The organism is Pseudobutyrivibrio sp. (assembly GCF_015057185.1).
Classification (GTDB): Bacteria; Bacillota; Clostridia; order Lachnospirales; family Lachnospiraceae; genus Pseudobutyrivibrio.
On sequence record NZ_SVEV01000002.1, the window covers coordinates 58,279 to 74,053 of the forward strand.

The 15,775-nt window shown below is 40.0% G+C and carries 12 protein-coding genes; 11 read left to right on the forward strand and 1 reads right to left on the reverse strand.

The features are described 5' to 3' along the window. The first annotated feature begins 86 nt into the window (after window positions 1–86). The 6 genes from E7276_RS01795 (at window position 87) to E7276_RS01820 (ending at window position 7,889) form a co-directional block, all read left to right on the forward strand. Window positions 87–1,544: an MBOAT family O-acyltransferase gene (locus tag E7276_RS01795; RefSeq protein ID WP_294212995.1), complete on the forward strand. Its 1,458-nt coding sequence runs from the start codon at window positions 87–89 to the stop codon at window positions 1,542–1,544. Between the two features lie 86 nt (window positions 1,545–1,630). After that, on the forward strand, window positions 1,631–2,710 hold the full coding sequence (locus E7276_RS01800; protein ID WP_294212997.1) for a hypothetical protein: 1,080 nt from the start codon (window positions 1,631–1,633) through the stop codon (window positions 2,708–2,710). A gap of 147 nt (window positions 2,711–2,857) precedes the next feature. Beyond that, window positions 2,858–3,523, forward strand: coding sequence for an ABC transporter ATP-binding protein (locus E7276_RS01805; protein WP_294213000.1), 666 nt, complete (start codon window positions 2,858–2,860; stop codon window positions 3,521–3,523). Between the two features lie 4 nt (window positions 3,524–3,527). Further along, a complete protein-coding gene (locus tag E7276_RS01810) occupies window positions 3,528–4,769 on the forward strand; it encodes an ABC transporter permease (protein ID WP_294213002.1) in 1,242 nt (413 codons plus the stop codon). Window positions 4,770–4,772: 3 nt separating this feature from the next. Then, a complete protein-coding gene (locus E7276_RS01815) occupies window positions 4,773–5,891 on the forward strand; it encodes an ABC transporter permease (RefSeq protein ID WP_294213004.1) in 1,119 nt (372 codons plus the stop codon). A 15-nt stretch (window positions 5,892–5,906) separates the two neighbouring features. Next, a complete protein-coding gene (locus tag E7276_RS01820) occupies window positions 5,907–7,889 on the forward strand; it encodes a zinc ribbon domain-containing protein (protein ID WP_294213007.1) in 1,983 nt (660 codons plus the stop codon). A 30-nt stretch (window positions 7,890–7,919) separates the two neighbouring features. Here E7276_RS01820 and E7276_RS01825 read toward each other — a convergent pair whose 3' ends face one another. Beyond that, complete coding sequence (locus E7276_RS01825; RefSeq protein WP_294213010.1) at window positions 7,920–8,798, reverse strand: AraC family transcriptional regulator; 879 nt, start codon at window positions 8,796–8,798, stop codon at window positions 7,920–7,922. A 399-nt stretch (window positions 8,799–9,197) separates the two neighbouring features. On the opposite strand from E7276_RS01825, the gene E7276_RS01830 reads away from it, so the two are divergent. From E7276_RS01830 to E7276_RS01850, 5 genes are all read left to right on the forward strand, one after another. After that, window positions 9,198–11,447, forward strand: coding sequence for a glycogen/starch/alpha-glucan phosphorylase (locus E7276_RS01830; protein WP_294213013.1), 2,250 nt, complete (start codon window positions 9,198–9,200; stop codon window positions 11,445–11,447). Between the two features lie 162 nt (window positions 11,448–11,609). After that, window positions 11,610–12,092 (forward strand): hypothetical protein, encoded by a 483-nt coding sequence (locus tag E7276_RS01835; protein ID WP_294213017.1) that lies wholly within the window; start codon window positions 11,610–11,612, stop codon window positions 12,090–12,092. 176 nt (window positions 12,093–12,268) lie between these two features. Next, window positions 12,269–13,129: a VanW family protein gene (locus E7276_RS01840; RefSeq protein ID WP_294213018.1), complete on the forward strand. Its 861-nt coding sequence runs from the start codon at window positions 12,269–12,271 to the stop codon at window positions 13,127–13,129. Between the two features lie 80 nt (window positions 13,130–13,209). Further along, a complete protein-coding gene (locus E7276_RS01845) occupies window positions 13,210–13,779 on the forward strand; it encodes a thymidine kinase (RefSeq protein WP_294213021.1) in 570 nt (189 codons plus the stop codon). Window positions 13,780–13,858: 79 nt separating this feature from the next. Then, on the forward strand, window positions 13,859–15,772 hold the full coding sequence (locus E7276_RS01850; protein WP_294213024.1) for a hypothetical protein: 1,914 nt from the start codon (window positions 13,859–13,861) through the stop codon (window positions 15,770–15,772). The last annotated feature ends 3 nt before the right edge of the window (window positions 15,773–15,775 follow it).

Genomic DNA, 15,775 nt, shown 5'->3' on the forward strand with positions numbered 1-15,775 from the left:
CTCTTTTTTTAGGAGAAATTATGTTATTTAATTCATATATTTTTATATTTTTATTTTTACCAATTTGCATAGTGGGATATTTCCTTTTGAACAAAACAGGGAAATATCAGCTGGGGCACGCCTTTTTGCTGGGCATGTCATTGTGGTTCTATGGCTATTTTAATCCGGCCTATCTGCTTATTATCATTTCCAGTGTTTGCGTCAACTACACTATTTTCCGCCTCATGGACAGACGTCAAAATGTAGCTCTTCTAAACGCTTCCATTGAAAATCCAGAATTAGATATTGTTCCAAACACAAGAGTTGGACGATTAAACTCCTGCAAACCTATCATGGTTCTCGGGGTTGCTATCAATCTTGGCATCATATTCTATTTCAAGTACATGGATTTCTTCATTGAAAATGTTAATGCCATCGCCAAAACTGATTGGCCACTTATGCACATCGTGCTGCCTCTTGGTATTAGCTTTTTCACATTCCAGCAGATTTCCTTTATCGTGGACGCCTATAGAGGCGAGGTTCCTAAATACGACTTTTTAACATATGCTTGCTACGTTACATTTTTTCCACAGCTGATTGCTGGCCCTATCGTTACTCATGATGAGCTCATTCCACAGCTTCGTGACGTTAAAAAGAAGACAATCAATTGGGACAATATGGCAAAGGGCTTTTATATGTTTGCCCTGGGCCTCGGCAAAAAAGTATTGTTAGCAGATGTGTTTGGCGTAGCTGTTAGCTGGGGCTTCAATGACGTCTCAGGCCTAAAGGCCACAAACGCAATTATGGTATTGTTAGCATATTGCTTCCAGTTGTACTTTGATTTTAGTGGATATTGCGACATGGCCATTGGACTTGGCCAGATGCTAAATATAGATTTGCCGGTGAATTTCAATTCGCCATACAAGGCTCTTACAATCACCGATTTTTGGAATCGTTGGCACATGACTCTCAGCCGATTTTTCACCAGATATGTCTACATTCCATTAGGTGGCAATCGCAAGGGAAATATTCGTACATACGTTAATTTATTCATCGTATTTTTGCTTAGTGGCTTCTGGCATGGCGCTGCATGGACCTTTGTGCTGTGGTCTGTACTCAATGGTATTTTTGTAATCATCACGAGAATGTTCAGAAAAACCTTCGAAGAGATGCACCCAGCATTGGGCTGGCTCATTACCCAGGGATTTTTCAACCTTACATTGGTGTTCTTTAGAGCCAATACAATCGGCGATGCAATAGAGTTTATCAAGCAAATTCTCTATGTTGATTTTACAAATATCGATGTAAATATTTTGCACGCCTTCCAGACACCGATGTTGAAATTCTTCTTGGACGGAACGGCTGTGACTAATTCATTGCCATTTATATATGTTGGAATGTATTACTTCCTTGCTCTATTCATAGTTTTAGGATGTAAGAATTCTCATGAGAAAATGGTGAGCTTTACCGTAAATGCGAAATCCTTAATTTGGACTGCGGTGCTACTTGCAGCCAGCATTTTGTCGTTTAGTGGAATCAGCACATTTTTATATTTTAATTTTTAGTAGAGATAGCCTATAACTTACACACCTAAGTTTTACTTAAGCGAAGGGATACTTTGGTGTGAAAGCGTAACAGGCAGGAGATATAAATGAAGGTTAAAGAAAAAAGTAAAAAATGGCTCATAGCAGCCTTGGCACTTGCTCTTGTTATTCTTACAGCTTGCGCCGGAATAATCATATATGTGGATCCATATTTTCATTATCATGCTCCAATCAGTGGATTGTATTATGAGCTTGATAATGAGCGTAGCCAAAACGATGGTATCATCAAGCATTTTGAGTATGATGGAATGATAATCGGCACATCTATGGCGGAGAATTTCAAAACCAGTGAGGCAGAGGAGCTCTTCGGTGGCACATTTATTAAGGTTCCATTTGCAGGAGGTACCTACAAGGAGCAAAACGATAATATCGCAAATGCGATAGAAGCAAACCCTAATTTGAAAACTGTAATTCGCCCTCTTGATTATGCCTACCTTATGGACGACCCTGATAGAGTTCGCGACGATTTGGGCTCTTATCCAGATTATCTTTATGATAACAATCCGTTTAATGACGTAAATTATATTTTCAACAAGGACATACTTTTTAATATTTGCCTACCAATGCTTCAGCATACTAACTCTGATAAAAAAAGTGGCATTACTAGCTTTGACGATTATGCCAACTGGATGGATGAGGTTGAGTTTGGTGCAGATGTGGTTCTTGGAGATAGAACAGAGTACAAATCACCAGAAAGCGTTCAGCCATTTGTGGACGAGGTTAAGGAAATGGTTGAGGCAAATATTACTCAAAATGTTACTGACCTTGCTAAGGCAAATCCGGATGTTGATTTTTACTACTACCTGACTCCTTATTCAATTGCATGGTGGGGCTCACAGGTGGAGCTTGGAAACGCTAACCGCTGGATTGAGGCAGAAAAATACGCAATTGAGCTGATGCTTGAGTGCGATAATATTCATTTATATTCCTTTAATAACGAATTTGATATAACAACAAACCTTGACAATTACAGTGATGAGTGTCATCATGGGGAGTGGATTAATACTCAGAATTTAGCATGGATATACTCAGGGACAGATGAGTTAACTGCCGAAAACTATGAAGACTACATCGCAGTCGAGAAGGATTTTTATCTTAATTATGATTATAATTCACTGATTAGGTGAGTTTGTAGCTATCAAGCTCTTGGGGCTACTCAAGGGAGACATGTTAGTCGACCTGAGTGACCTCGAGGCTTGAGAGCGTAACAAACGGAGTAGAGCTAGAGTGCCCTACGGGAGCAAGAAAAACTACAAGGAGTCATATATTATATTATGATTGAAATTAAAAATATTAAGAAAAAATACAAGCGTCACCATGTTCTGAATGGTGTTGACTTTGTTGTGGAGCCAGGAGAGATTGTGGGTATCCTTGGCGAGAACGGCAGCGGCAAATCTACGCTGCTTACAATTATGGCAGGTTTGCAAAAGCCTGACAGTGGATTTTTCAATATTGACGGCAAGGATTTGTTGAAAAATACCAGAATTAGAAATGAGTTGGTATCATATGTTCCACAGGAAACTCCACTTATTACAGAGCTTACCGCCTGGGACAATCTTAGAATGTGGTACACTCCAGAAAAATTAAAGAAGGAGCTTGAAGGTGGATTCCTTGCAATGCTTGGAATCGACCAGTTTATAAAGGTGCCAGTTAACCAGATGTCTGGCGGAATGAAAAAGCGACTTACAATAGGCTGCGCCATCAATTCCAATCCAAAGCTTTTGCTTTTAGATGAGCCAACTGCAGCCCTCGACTTGGTGTGCAAGGAGCGAATCTACACATACTTTGAGCAGTTCAAAAGACAGGGCGGTTCTCTTATTATTGCCACTCATGAGGTTCAGGAAATTGAGCTTTGCGACAAGTGCTTCATCCTCAAAGAGGGAGTACTTTCACCATATAAATACGACGGGGATATTCCTCATTTGATAGGAAGATTATAGAGCTATGGTTAAGTTTAGAGATTATTTAATTATTCAGTACAAACGAATCTTTAAGCTCCTTCCGGGAATCGTAGCCATGATTTTGGTTGTGGCAGCCCTTCTTGGTGCAGCAGGCGTAGCTCTTATGTATAGTGACGCCTACAATGAGGAGCAACAGAGATACAAACTTGGTGTTGTCGGCGACACCGATGACGAGATGATTAGCCTTGGAGTGTACATGATCGGCACTCTTGATGAGAGCAGGTACATGATCGAGCTGGTTGAGTTCGATGATGAAGAGGCAGCCAAGGACGCTATGCGTTCAGCAGATATTTCAGCCTATATCGTAATTACGGAGGAGTTCAGTGATGCGTTAAATGCCATGACCAACGATTCCAAGCTGAAATATTATGCCACCTCAGGTCAAAAGGGTATTTCAAATGTTATGATGGATGAAATCGCCGCCATTGCAACCAACATTATCGTATATTCGGAGACAGGCATTTGCACCCTGCGAGAAATAATGAAGCAGGAGGGCTTTGACAAGGCCACAAGACATGAAAATATCGATGACCTTTTCATGATTTACCTAGCTGCACTTATGATTCGTACAAATGTTGCAGAGATTACAGAATTGGGACTATCCGACGGACTTTCCACCCCAGCATATTATTTTGCAGGAATCCTTTCCTTCTTTATGCTGCTCTTGTCCTTCTGTGCTATTTCATTTTTCCTTGGACAGAAAAATGCCCAGTACAAATTCATGGGTTCTAAGGGCGTGACTGCCCGTTACCAGATTGTGGCAGAGTACATACCGTTTTTGACCATAAATGTTCTTTGCACAGCAGTCACACTTGGCGTCATGTTTGTGGTTATGCAGATGGGCATATTTGATATCCAGGAGATTGCAGGAAACACCATTAGAAACTTCCTTAATTTTGGAATCAAGCTTATTCCAGTGTGTATCATGTTCTCGGCACTCGGATTTATGATTTTTGAAATTCTAATTGGAGTTATCAACAAAATCCTTGTGGCATTTATGCTCTACATTGGTATGGGATATGTTTCAGGCTATTTTTACCCAAAGACATTTTTCCCAGAGCTTGTTCAGAAAATTGGAGAAAGCATTCCGTCGGGAGTGGCATTTGGATACATGGGAGAAGTTTTGAAGCGAGGCCATGAAGAAAAATATTTGCTAGCAATGCTTGGATATACAATTGCATTTTTGATTGTATCCATGGTACTTCGTCATCAAAAAATGAAATAAATTATGAGATACTTACTACTTTTAAAACGATTATTAAAAAAGAAAAGCTACATTGTTATGCTGCTAGTTGTTCCGCTGATGGTGTTCATGCTTAATATTATGAGCTCTGGGGACGCAGGACTTATGACAATTGGCGTTTATATCCCTTCCAATGATGAATATTCAAATAAATTGAGAGAGGATATCACAAACAATCCTGGGGCGCTGCAGTTCGTTTTTTACGATGATGAGGACGAACTTGTAAAGGCTGTGGAGAGACAGCAGGTAGCAGAGGCTTGGATAGTTCCAGAAAACTTTGAGAAAACAGTTACTGATATGGCAAGTCGTGGACGGACCAAGGAGAAAATCCAGATTGTCATCAGAGAATCAGGACTTACACATATGCTTGGTCGCGAGGTGCTTTGCTCTAGGGTTTACCCAATGGTTGCTAGACAAATCGCATTCAATTACATTTCAGAAAAAGTATATGATAATAATATGACCGAGGCTCAAATCGACAATATGGTTAACACCTACGACGAATATGGCATCAACGGAAACCTATTTGAAATGGGATATGTGGATCAAACTGATGCCAGCTCAGACGTTAGCTATTTGATGATGCCTCTTAGAGGAATACTCGCTCTTTGGCTTTTACTTTGCAGCGTGGCTGCATCCATGTATTACATTGAGGATGAGAAAAATGGTCTGTTTATTTGGTGGAAAACAAAGCTGCCATTGCTCAGGGATTTAGCATACTATCTTGTGATTGTTCTGATTCCTTCTATTATGGTGTTAATTGGCATGGCATATGGCGGAGTGTTTACTAGCCTAGGAAGAGAAATTGTGGCTATATTGCTCTATGATTTCGCTATAATAGCCTTGGCAAACGTTTTACGACTTTTAATTGGTTCCATAAAGGGGCTGGGAATTATTACCCCTATTCTAATTATGGCATCAGCAATATTTTCACCAGTATTCATCGATATTAAAGAGGGCAGAAACCTACAGAAATTTTGCCCCACATTTCACTATTTGTATTGCATTCATGATGAATATTTTGTAAAATCATTGTTGGTATTTGGTATATTATTGTTAATGATATGGTATTTATTAAATACTTTGAAAAATCATATTAAGTAAATGGGAGGAAGAAATATGATATGTTCTAAATGCGGACATGAGATTAACGGTGTTGTTAAGTTCTGTCCTAAATGCGGAAATCCAATGGTAGAAGCTGAACCAGCAGTAGAAGAGACTCCAGTAGAGGAGACACCGGTAGCTGAGGAAGCACCAGCTGTAGAGGAGACACCAGTGGCTCAGGATGCTGTAGATCCAGATGCTACTACAGTTTTCCAGGAAACTCAGCCAACACAGGAGGCTCCAGCATACGAAGAGGCTGTTACAGAGCAGCTTTCACCAGAACAGCTTAATTCAAATCAGCAGTTTGAAGACCAGCAGTTCCAGGGACAGCAGCCATACTATAGCCCAATTCCAGAGGCTGCTCCAACAAAGAAAAAGTTTGGAATTAAGGCAATTATTATTATCGTTGTTGCAGTTATTGCAGTTGCAGCAGCAGTAGGCGCTATTTTCTACTTTAACAAGGCTGCATTTACAAGCGGTAAGAAGCTTTTAAAGGATTCAATTTCAAATGCAGTAGATGATTCGTTTGCAGATAGTGCTGCATTTTATGATGAAAACACTAACCTTCATAAAGATGGTACAGTAACAACAACCCTTACTCTTGATGAGGGGCTCAAGGATATGTTAGAGGATTACGGAACTGACCTTGATTGGTTAGATTCTGCACACTTTACAATCAAGGTTTCAGGTGATGACGAAGATTTACTTAGCATGGATATGGTTGGTGGAATCAACAGCGTTGATGTTGTATCCCTTGTTTACCTTATGGATTTGTCAAAGGAAATGGGATATATGCAGATTCCTGAGCTGTCAGACCAGTATGTTAAATTCGATTTCGGTTCATTATCTGATGAAGATATAGACGCATTATTTGCTTATTACAAGAACCTTAACGGTACTGAGCAGCAGATTCTTTCATCAGATGAAATGAGAAAGCTTGCGGTTAAATATACAGAGCTTGCATTAGATGAGATTGATGATGTTGATAAGGACAAAGAAGAAATCGAAGCTGACGGTGTAGAGGCAAAATACTATGCTCTTTCTACAACAATAGATGAGAGAACAATCGCAGCTATGTCAGTTGCTGTTGGTAACGAAATTCTTGAGGACAAAGATCTCAAGGAAGCAATGAGAGTTATGTATGACTATGAGAAATCATTAGAGACAGCATACGGCTCATCTTACAGCTATGATGATTATTTATATGAAGACTTTGATGAATTTGATGTAGACGATTCAGAGGATTTCGACGATTGGTATGAAGATTTCCTTGATGGAGTAGAATCTACTGTTAAGGAGCAGGAAAAGACACTTAAGAAGCTTGAAAAGCATGATGAGACCGGCGAAGAATACGGTGTACTTAATGTTTATGTAGACAATAAGGGTGAGTTGAAGGGTATCGATTTTGAGCCAGAAAATGAAGATGGTAAGCTCTATGCATACTATCCAGAGGATGGCGATGAGTTCGGTATGGAAATTGGTTTTGAGTCAGCTTATTCATCATCAGCATTTGTAGGTTCTGGTACAAATGATGGTGGAATAATTAATGGTGAGTTCAGACTTGAGTCAGATGATAGCGAGATTCTTGAAATCGAAGTAATTGACTACGATTCAGATGAGTACAAGAAGGGTAATCTCATTGGTGAGTTCGTACTCACTCCAGGCGAGGATGCTTACTTCGGATATGATACATTTAGCACAATGATGGCTACAATGAGCTATGACTTTGTATTCAAGGCTACAGGAGATGAGACAGATTGTTCTATTTCTCTAAAATCAGACACCACAGCATTTGCAACACTCGATGTTAAGGTTACTTATGGAGACGTAGACGCACATAGTGCTCCTAAGGATGCAATCGATGCTTTTGATGATGAGTCTATGGAAGCATATGCTGAATCAATAGACCTCAATACTCTTATTGATAATTTGAAAGAGGCTGGCGTTCCTTCAGAATACCTTGAGTTCTTAGAGCAAGAAGCTGAATATATGTACTAAATCTTAGATTTAGATAAAATTAATCCCCTGCTATTTGGCAGGGGATTTTGTATATTGACTAGGTGTTTTATTGTATTTCTTTTTAAATTGCCGATTGAAATGTGACAGGTTTTCAAAGCCTACCTGCTGGGATATTTCTAGTATTGTTTCCTCTGTGGATAACAGCATTCTGGCAGCCATTGATAGTCGATAATCGTTCAAATAAGTGATGAAGCTAACCCCGAAGGTTTCCTTGAAAAATCTCATGAAATGAGATTCGGAAAATCCAGCAAGAGCAGCCATTTCTGCCACGGTAATAGGTTCGCTGTAATGCAGCTCTACATGTTTGATAACCGGCTTTAGCTTGTCGATTCGTTTATTATTCTTGGAATTTATTTTCTCTTCGTATAATGTCACCAAATTAAATAGTAGCAAATACAAATTACCCTTGATGGCAAGCCCCCAGGCCCCCTCTCTGTGAGAGGAAATATTGTCATTTGCATCTAAATATTTCTTCAGGCTTTCGTAGCCAGTGACACCCTTTCTAAAAATCTTTGGAATCTCAACTGTATTCTCGAAAAATGGAAGCAGAAAAGTATCATAGAAATCATCCAGCGACGAAGAAAACATTTTCCCATTAAACAATATATTCTCATATTCCATGGAATCATCCTGATACTGGAAAATCCCATGAACATTTCCAGGGACAATAAAAGCTATGTCTCCTTTTTCCACATCATATTCTGAGCCATCAATGACAATAATCCCTCGCCCCTTTTTTATATAAATGAATTCCACGTCCTCATGCCAATGCAGTGGCACGCTGTCGAAATCCAGCGGAATAGTACAAGGGTAGGTATTGTACGGGATATTAAAATCAAAGTGACTTGTTTTTTCGTGTATAGCCTGATACTCATTTATATTAATCATAATTACAATGTAGAACTGCCATTGGACTTGCCTAGGGCAGGGCAGTTCTGTGCAAGCTTTTTCTGAACTCCGTGCAGAGAAATAAGTACATTTGATAGAATAGTATCACTTTTTAATAGATTTACGCAAGTCGTAGCCGAATCTATAGCAGTATACTCATAGTAGATTGTGACTTAGATTTTAGGTGAGCCCGTAATCTACAAGCTCACGGGTGTCTCAAGCGAAACATTATAATTATGCGATGCATAGAAAGTCTTGGAAAGCGCGAGCAGGGAAGTATCATGACGAGCTAGGAGGGCGCCACACGAAGTGTGGAAAGTTGCCTAGCGAAGTTATGAGGGGTGCCCTGCGGGAGCATGTAAAATTAGATTTGCATCGCCATATAGAATGGAGGGTAATATGACTGCAAATGAGTATATTAAGGTAAGATTCGGCCGCCACATGGACCAGTGCACTAATGAGGAAATCTACATTGGTTTGCTAGAATATGTAAAGGACAAAGCTAAGAGTAAGGAGATTCAGGGGGGCAAGAAAAAGCTGTACTACATCAGTGCGGAGTTTTTGATTGGTAAGCTCCTTTCTAATAATTTGATTAATTTGGGACTTTATGATGAGGTAAAGGCAGAGCTTGAGGCTTCCGGAAAATCACTTGCTGAGATTGAGGAAATCGAGGTTGAGCCATCTCTTGGAAACGGTGGACTTGGCCGTCTTGCTGCGTGCTTCCTAGATTCAATTGCAACACTTGGACTTAATGGCGATGGCGTTGGACTTGCATATCATATGGGACTTTTTAAGCAAGTGTTTAAAAATAATCTCCAGAACGAGGAGCCAAATCCTTGGAAGTCTGAGCACAGCTGGATGACAAAAACAGATAAAACATATCAGGTCGATTTCGGCGGCTTTAACGTACGTTCTCGTATGTATGACATAGATGTAACTGGTTATGATTCAGTTTCTACAAAGCTTCACTTGTTTGATGTTGAAACAGTAGATGAGTCAATTATCAAGGACGGCATCAATTTTGATAAGAGCGAATTTACAAAGAATTTAACACTTTTCCTTTATCCAGATGATTCTGATGATAATGGTAGATTGCTTCGTGTTTATCAGCAATATTTCATGGTATCTAATGCAGCTCAGCTCATTTTAGATGAGGCTGTAGAAAAGGGCTCAAACCTTTATGATTTGCCAGATTATGCTGTAATTCAGATAAATGATACACATCCATCAATGGTTATTCCAGAGCTTGTTCGACTCCTTCAGATTCGTGGCCTTACAATGGATGAAGCGATTGATGTGGTTTCTAAATGTACTGCATATACAAACCACACAATCCTCGCTGAGGCCCTTGAGAAGTGGCCAATCCACTTCATGATGAAGGCTGTACCACAGCTCATGCCTATAATTAGAGAGCTTCACAACCGCATTGCCAAGAAAGTGGCAGATCCAGATGTTGCCATCATTAAGGACGGCCTCGTACATATGGCACACATGGACATTCACTATGGTATTTCAATCAATGGTGTTGCGGCTCTCCATACTGAGATTTTAAAGGAGACAGAGCTTAACAAATTCTACAAGCTCTATCCAGAGAAATTTAATAACAAGACCAATGGTATCACATTCCGTCGTTGGTTATTATACTGCAATCCTGAGCTTGCAAAGCTCATCGAAGAGCTTATTGGACCTGGCTTTAAAAAGGATGCAACAGAACTTAAAAAACTTGAGCAGTTCATGAATGACGAAGCAGTAATCAAGCGTTTCCTTGATGTAAAGGATGCTCGCAAAGTCGTTCTCAAGAACTACTTAGCTAAGACACAGGGAATCCAAATCGATGAGAACAGCGTTTACGACATTCAAATCAAGAGACTTCATGAGTACAAGCGTCAGCAGATGAACGCTCTTTATGTAATCAATAAATACTTCGAAATCAAAGAAGGCAAAAAGCCAGCTCGTCCAATCACAGTTATTTTTGGCGCAAAGGCAGCTCCAGCTTATGTTATTGCAAAAGACATTATTCACCTTATCCTTTGCTTACAGGAAATCATTGCAAAGGACCCAGAGGTTAGCCCATACCTTAAGGTTGTAATGGTAGAAAACTACAATGTCACACTTGCAGAAAAGCTGATTCCAGCATGTGACATACACGAGCAGATTTCTCTTGCTTCAAAGGAAGCATCAGGTACTTCTAACATGAAGTTCATGCTCAACGGTGCCGTAGCCATCGGAACAATGGATGGTGCCAACGTAGAAATGCACGATTTCGTAGGTGATGACAATATCTTTATCTTCGGCGAAGACTCAGACACAGTTATCAAGCGCTACGCCGATGGTAGCTACTGCTCACGCGACTACTACGAAAAGGATGAAAACCTAAAGAAGTGCGTAGACTTCATCGTATCTGACAAACTCCTTGAAGTTGGCCAAAAGGAAAATCTTGAGCGCCTATACAACGAACTCCTTAACAAGGATTGGTTCATGACCTTCCCTGACTTCAAAGACTACTGTGCAACCAAGGAAAAAGCATACGCAGCATATGAGAACCGCACCGAATGGGGCCGCAAAATGATCAAAAACATCGCTAATGCAGGCTTCTTCTCAAGCGACCGCACAATCGAACAATACAACCATGACATCTGGAAATTGTAGACACACCGTGACACCTTGACCGGCAGGGGCTGGCGCCTACCCAAAAAGGGACCTGTGAATAGTAACTGAGGGTGTGGTGGCAGTAGTTGCTTTTGGGGAGATGTCATGGTAAAATGTTCACTAGTTGTGGCTCTTAGGGGCCTTAGATTAGGAGGATATTATATGGGAGCATGGATCGTTTTGCTCATTATCGTCGTTGTATTGGTTGTGCTTATTATTCTTCTCAACAGATGGAGTAAGAAGATGCAGGCTAGACAGGCTGAGCAGAGAGAGCAGATGGATGCGGTTGCACAGCAGGTTTCAATGCTTATCATTGACAAGAAACGTATGAAAATGAAGGAATCAGGACTTCCAGAGTCTATCATTTCAGCAACACCATGGTACGCTAAGAATTCAAAGGTGCCAGTTGTTAAGGCAAAGGTTGGACCTCAGATGATGACACTTCTTTGCGATGCTGAGATTTTTGATGAGATTCCTGTTAAAAAGGAAGTAAAGGCTACAGTTTCTGGTCTTTATATTACAAAGGTTAAGGGACTTCGCGGTGGCAATGTTCAGCCAGAGAAAAAGAAAAAGGGTCTTAGAGCTTGGGCACTCAGAAAGCGTAAGGAGCTTGAGGCAGAGCAGGCTACTTCAAAAAAGAAATAATTAAATTACTATGAGAGGTGCAAGCATTAGACTTGCATCTCTTTTTGTTTAAAAATCTATCTATAAGTGCTAAAATACTGCTATACGTAGATTTTGCTGGCTGGTTTTCGACACGTCAGCGGGATGTCATATTTGGCCTTCCGCAAAATGGAAGGTTCTATTATATGGAGGATGATATGAAAAACTTTAATTTGAGTATTAACAAGCTGATAGTATCATTGGTTTGCTTCGTTGGGGCGCTTGTTCTTGCACCTACAGTGACAGCTGAGGCTGCTTCTAACGATGAAATCCAGGCTATTACTCAGGTATTTGATAGCGCATATTACAAGGCTACATATCCTGATGTTGCTGACCGCTTCTCAAATGAAATTGATTATTTAAATCACTATCTTTACATTGGTATTTACGAGGGCAGAAATGCCAGCGGTACATTTAATGCTACTGACTATATGAACAAGAATCCTGACTTGGTAGCAATTTATGGTGATAATATGCCAGCATATGTTTACCACTATGTTCACGCAGGCAAGGCAGAGGGCAGAGATGCTACACCTACAGTTGGAGCTACTGATGTTGTTTTTCCACAGCAGTACACACTTCTTGGTACATATACTACAGAGTATGATGCAACAGCTGCTCGTGGCACTAATATTGCTATCGCTGCTAGCCATGTTAATGGCACAGTGGTTGCACCAGGCTCTACATTCTCAGCCAACCTTGCAATTGGACCTCGTACTGCAGCTAATGGTTTTGTAGAGGCTCCAGTTTTCATTAACAAGGAGCACGCTATGGGAATCGGCGGTGGTGTATGCCAGGTTTCATCTACAATTTACGCTGCTATGAAGACAGCAGGTATTTCTGCTTCTGAGCGCCATCCACATTCTCTTCCAGTTTATTATTTACCAGAAGGATGGGATGCAACTATCTCAGGCAATACCTTGGATCTTAAATTTGTAAATAGATACGATTCTAATATCTTAGTAAATATTACTGCCAATAACGGTATCCTTACAGCGGCACTTTACTTAGAGAACTAGAGAAAATTATTTTACTAAATTAGTATTTGACAGGAGACTATTATGATGGTCTTCTGTCAATTTGTGTAAAGGGGCACGTTATGGCAAAATTGTATTTCTATTATGGAGCGATGGGCTCGTCAAAGACAGCTAATGCGCTTATGACCCATTTCAATTACAAGGAGGTTGGGCAGAATGCCCTTCTGGTCAAACCTGAAATGGACACTAGATTTGGTGAGCGCGTTGTGCGTTCCCGTATTGGATTAGAAAATGAATGTGTCTTCTTAGAGGACTTGATGGAAATGTCTGAAGAGGAGATTAAAAAATACGATTGTATTATTGTTGACGAGGTTCAATTTGCTACACCTGAGCAGGTTGATTACTTGTCTGATATTGTTGACTTTATGGATGTGCCAGTTGTGGCATATGGACTTAGAGCTGACTTCATGAATAAATTGTTCCCAGGCTCAGAGCGCCTGATTGCAATTGCTGATGTTATTCACGAGGTCAAAACAGTTTGCTGGTGTGGTCGCAAAGCTACATGCAATACTCGTTACAACGAAAACGGAGTGGTTCGTTCAGGCCCACAGGTTATGCTTGGTGCCAACGATTCTTATGTAGCACTTTGCCGTAAGCATTTTAAATTGGGACAGCTTTCACCAGAAAAATAGAAAGGTTTTTATGACGTTTAGTTTTGGAATTACACTGATATTTTTAATATATAGCATAGTGTGGATACAGTTTCCTGGCATGTTATTTTCAAATTTCTTGTTGCCAAGGAGACTAAAAGTATCTACTAGATTATTGGCAGGATATTTCCTGGGAGTTGCGTACTTAGCACTTGTTTATTATATACAATCTATTCTTGGTGTCGGTTTGCTTATTACCATAGCAGGACCACTTGCCACAATAATGTATTTGAGAATGTATATAAAAAGAGGGCGCCCATCACTTTTTAATGCTGGTGAGCGATTCAGTACAACCTTCCTTGGAATATTTGCATTTATATATATTGTTTCGGTAATTAATTTTCAATTTAAGTTTTACGGAGCTCTTTCGGGACAGACTACTCAGGTGTATCACGATTTTCTGTTTCATACAGGAAATATCGCATCCCTCAGTAGGAGCTTTCCAAATCAGGATATCAGAATTAATGGTCTGACATTTTACTACCATTATTTCTACGAATTGATTTTTGCCATGTGCAAAAACATTTTCCATTTTGACGCTTTTAGAACATACATGAATGGCAATGCTTTGGTTTCTGCTTGGCCTTTATCTCTTGCACTTATGACCATTGGCGAGCGTATCAGAGCTGGTCGTGAGTGTGCACCAAAGAAATTCTTTTTCTATTGCTTTGGCACCTTGATTTCATGTATTTGCCTGCTTCCACTTAATGTGGCAGGTGGAGTATTCCCTTTGTCATGGCTTGATAATCATTTGTTTAGCAATGGCAATGCTATGGGACTTGCAATGTCACTGACAGTGCTTATGGTGGATATTTTGGTTGAGGTTTGGTATGACAAATATTCTCCAAAGATTATGGTTGCCCTCTTAGTACTTTCAGCTACAACCACAGGCTTCAAAGGCACTACCGGAGCTCTTTTGGCAGGCATTACCGTGGCAGTGTTTGTGGTCGAGCTTTGCATAACCAAAAGATTTCATTTCCACAGACTTTTATATGTTATCAGCACATTGGTAGGCTTCATTTTTACCTACATACTTGTAACAGTAGGCTTAAACTCATCTGGTGCAAACAACCGCGCCATGACACTTGGCCCTGCTGGTACACTTGAGGCTAGTCGAGTTGGACAGGTTTTTGATAAATTAGGATTTAATTATCTTGCTGCGCCATGGAATATCATAGCTATAATTCTTTGCGGCATGTGCATCATCGGACCATGCATTTTGCCATTTACAGGCTTTGCAGTTTCTAAATTCAAAACCTTAATTATAGACGGTGTTATCGGAAATATATTTGATTGGTTCGTTATTGGTTCTGTTATGATGGGACTTATTGGATTTTGCTTTGTATCAGTTCCCGGTCTTTCTCAGGGATACTTTGTCATTACAAATGCAGCATTTATTTTCTATGGCACTGTTATGTACATAATTGATAACAGAGGTCGCTTGATTTCATATTTCATGAATATATTCTGGGGCCTCGGAGTGGTATTATTAGTGCTTGATATTGCACACTATTGCATCGATGATCTTGAACAAAATGCAGTTTATCGCACAGAAGCTGGTGACAGACCTGACCTGGTTTCAAAGGACACTTTAGATGCCTACCTATGGCTCAGAGACAATACGCCAGAGGATGCCCAAATTGTTGTAGATAGATTCTCAGAGGAGCTTGATTATCGTAATATTTATTTCTACGCTAGCGCATTTTCTGAGCGCCAGTGCTATTTAGAGGGATATGATTATTCAGATATTTCTCAGAAGCAGGTTCAGGCAATGCTTTCAATCAACGAGAAATTTTATAGCGATGACTGGAAGGAAGTTGATGCTGTTTTCGATATTTACAAAATGGATTATTTAGTTGTAACAGATATGGGACATCCAAACTATGTGAATAACAATTGGAGACTAAACCTTGTTTATGAAAACGAGGATGTTTCAATATATAAGTACGAAAATAAGAAATCCAGTGAGGACTAGAAT

What these genes read in the sequence shown, in the direction of transcription:
- E7276_RS01800 (WP_294212997.1), top strand. Translation starts at nt 1,631, where the DNA reads ATGAAGGTTAAAGAAAAAAGTAAAAAATGGCTCATAGCAGCCTTGGCA.
- E7276_RS01805 (WP_294213000.1), top strand. Translation starts at nt 2,858, where the DNA reads ATGATTGAAATTAAAAATATTAAGAAAAAATACAAGCGTCACCATGTT.
- E7276_RS01810 (WP_294213002.1), top strand. Translation starts at nt 3,528, where the DNA reads ATGGTTAAGTTTAGAGATTATTTAATTATTCAGTACAAACGAATCTTT.
- E7276_RS01815 (WP_294213004.1), top strand. Translation starts at nt 4,773, where the DNA reads ATGAGATACTTACTACTTTTAAAACGATTATTAAAAAAGAAAAGCTAC.
- E7276_RS01820 (WP_294213007.1), top strand. Translation starts at nt 5,907, where the DNA reads ATGATATGTTCTAAATGCGGACATGAGATTAACGGTGTTGTTAAGTTC.
- E7276_RS01825 (WP_294213010.1), bottom strand. Translation starts at nt 8,798, where the DNA reads ATGATTAATATAAATGAGTATCAGGCTATACACGAAAAAACAAGTCAC.
- E7276_RS01830 (WP_294213013.1), top strand. Translation starts at nt 9,198, where the DNA reads ATGACTGCAAATGAGTATATTAAGGTAAGATTCGGCCGCCACATGGAC.
- E7276_RS01835 (WP_294213017.1), top strand. Translation starts at nt 11,610, where the DNA reads ATGGGAGCATGGATCGTTTTGCTCATTATCGTCGTTGTATTGGTTGTG.
- E7276_RS01840 (WP_294213018.1), top strand. Translation starts at nt 12,269, where the DNA reads ATGAAAAACTTTAATTTGAGTATTAACAAGCTGATAGTATCATTGGTT.
- E7276_RS01845 (WP_294213021.1), top strand. Translation starts at nt 13,210, where the DNA reads ATGGCAAAATTGTATTTCTATTATGGAGCGATGGGCTCGTCAAAGACA.
- E7276_RS01850 (WP_294213024.1), top strand. Translation starts at nt 13,859, where the DNA reads ATGTTATTTTCAAATTTCTTGTTGCCAAGGAGACTAAAAGTATCTACT.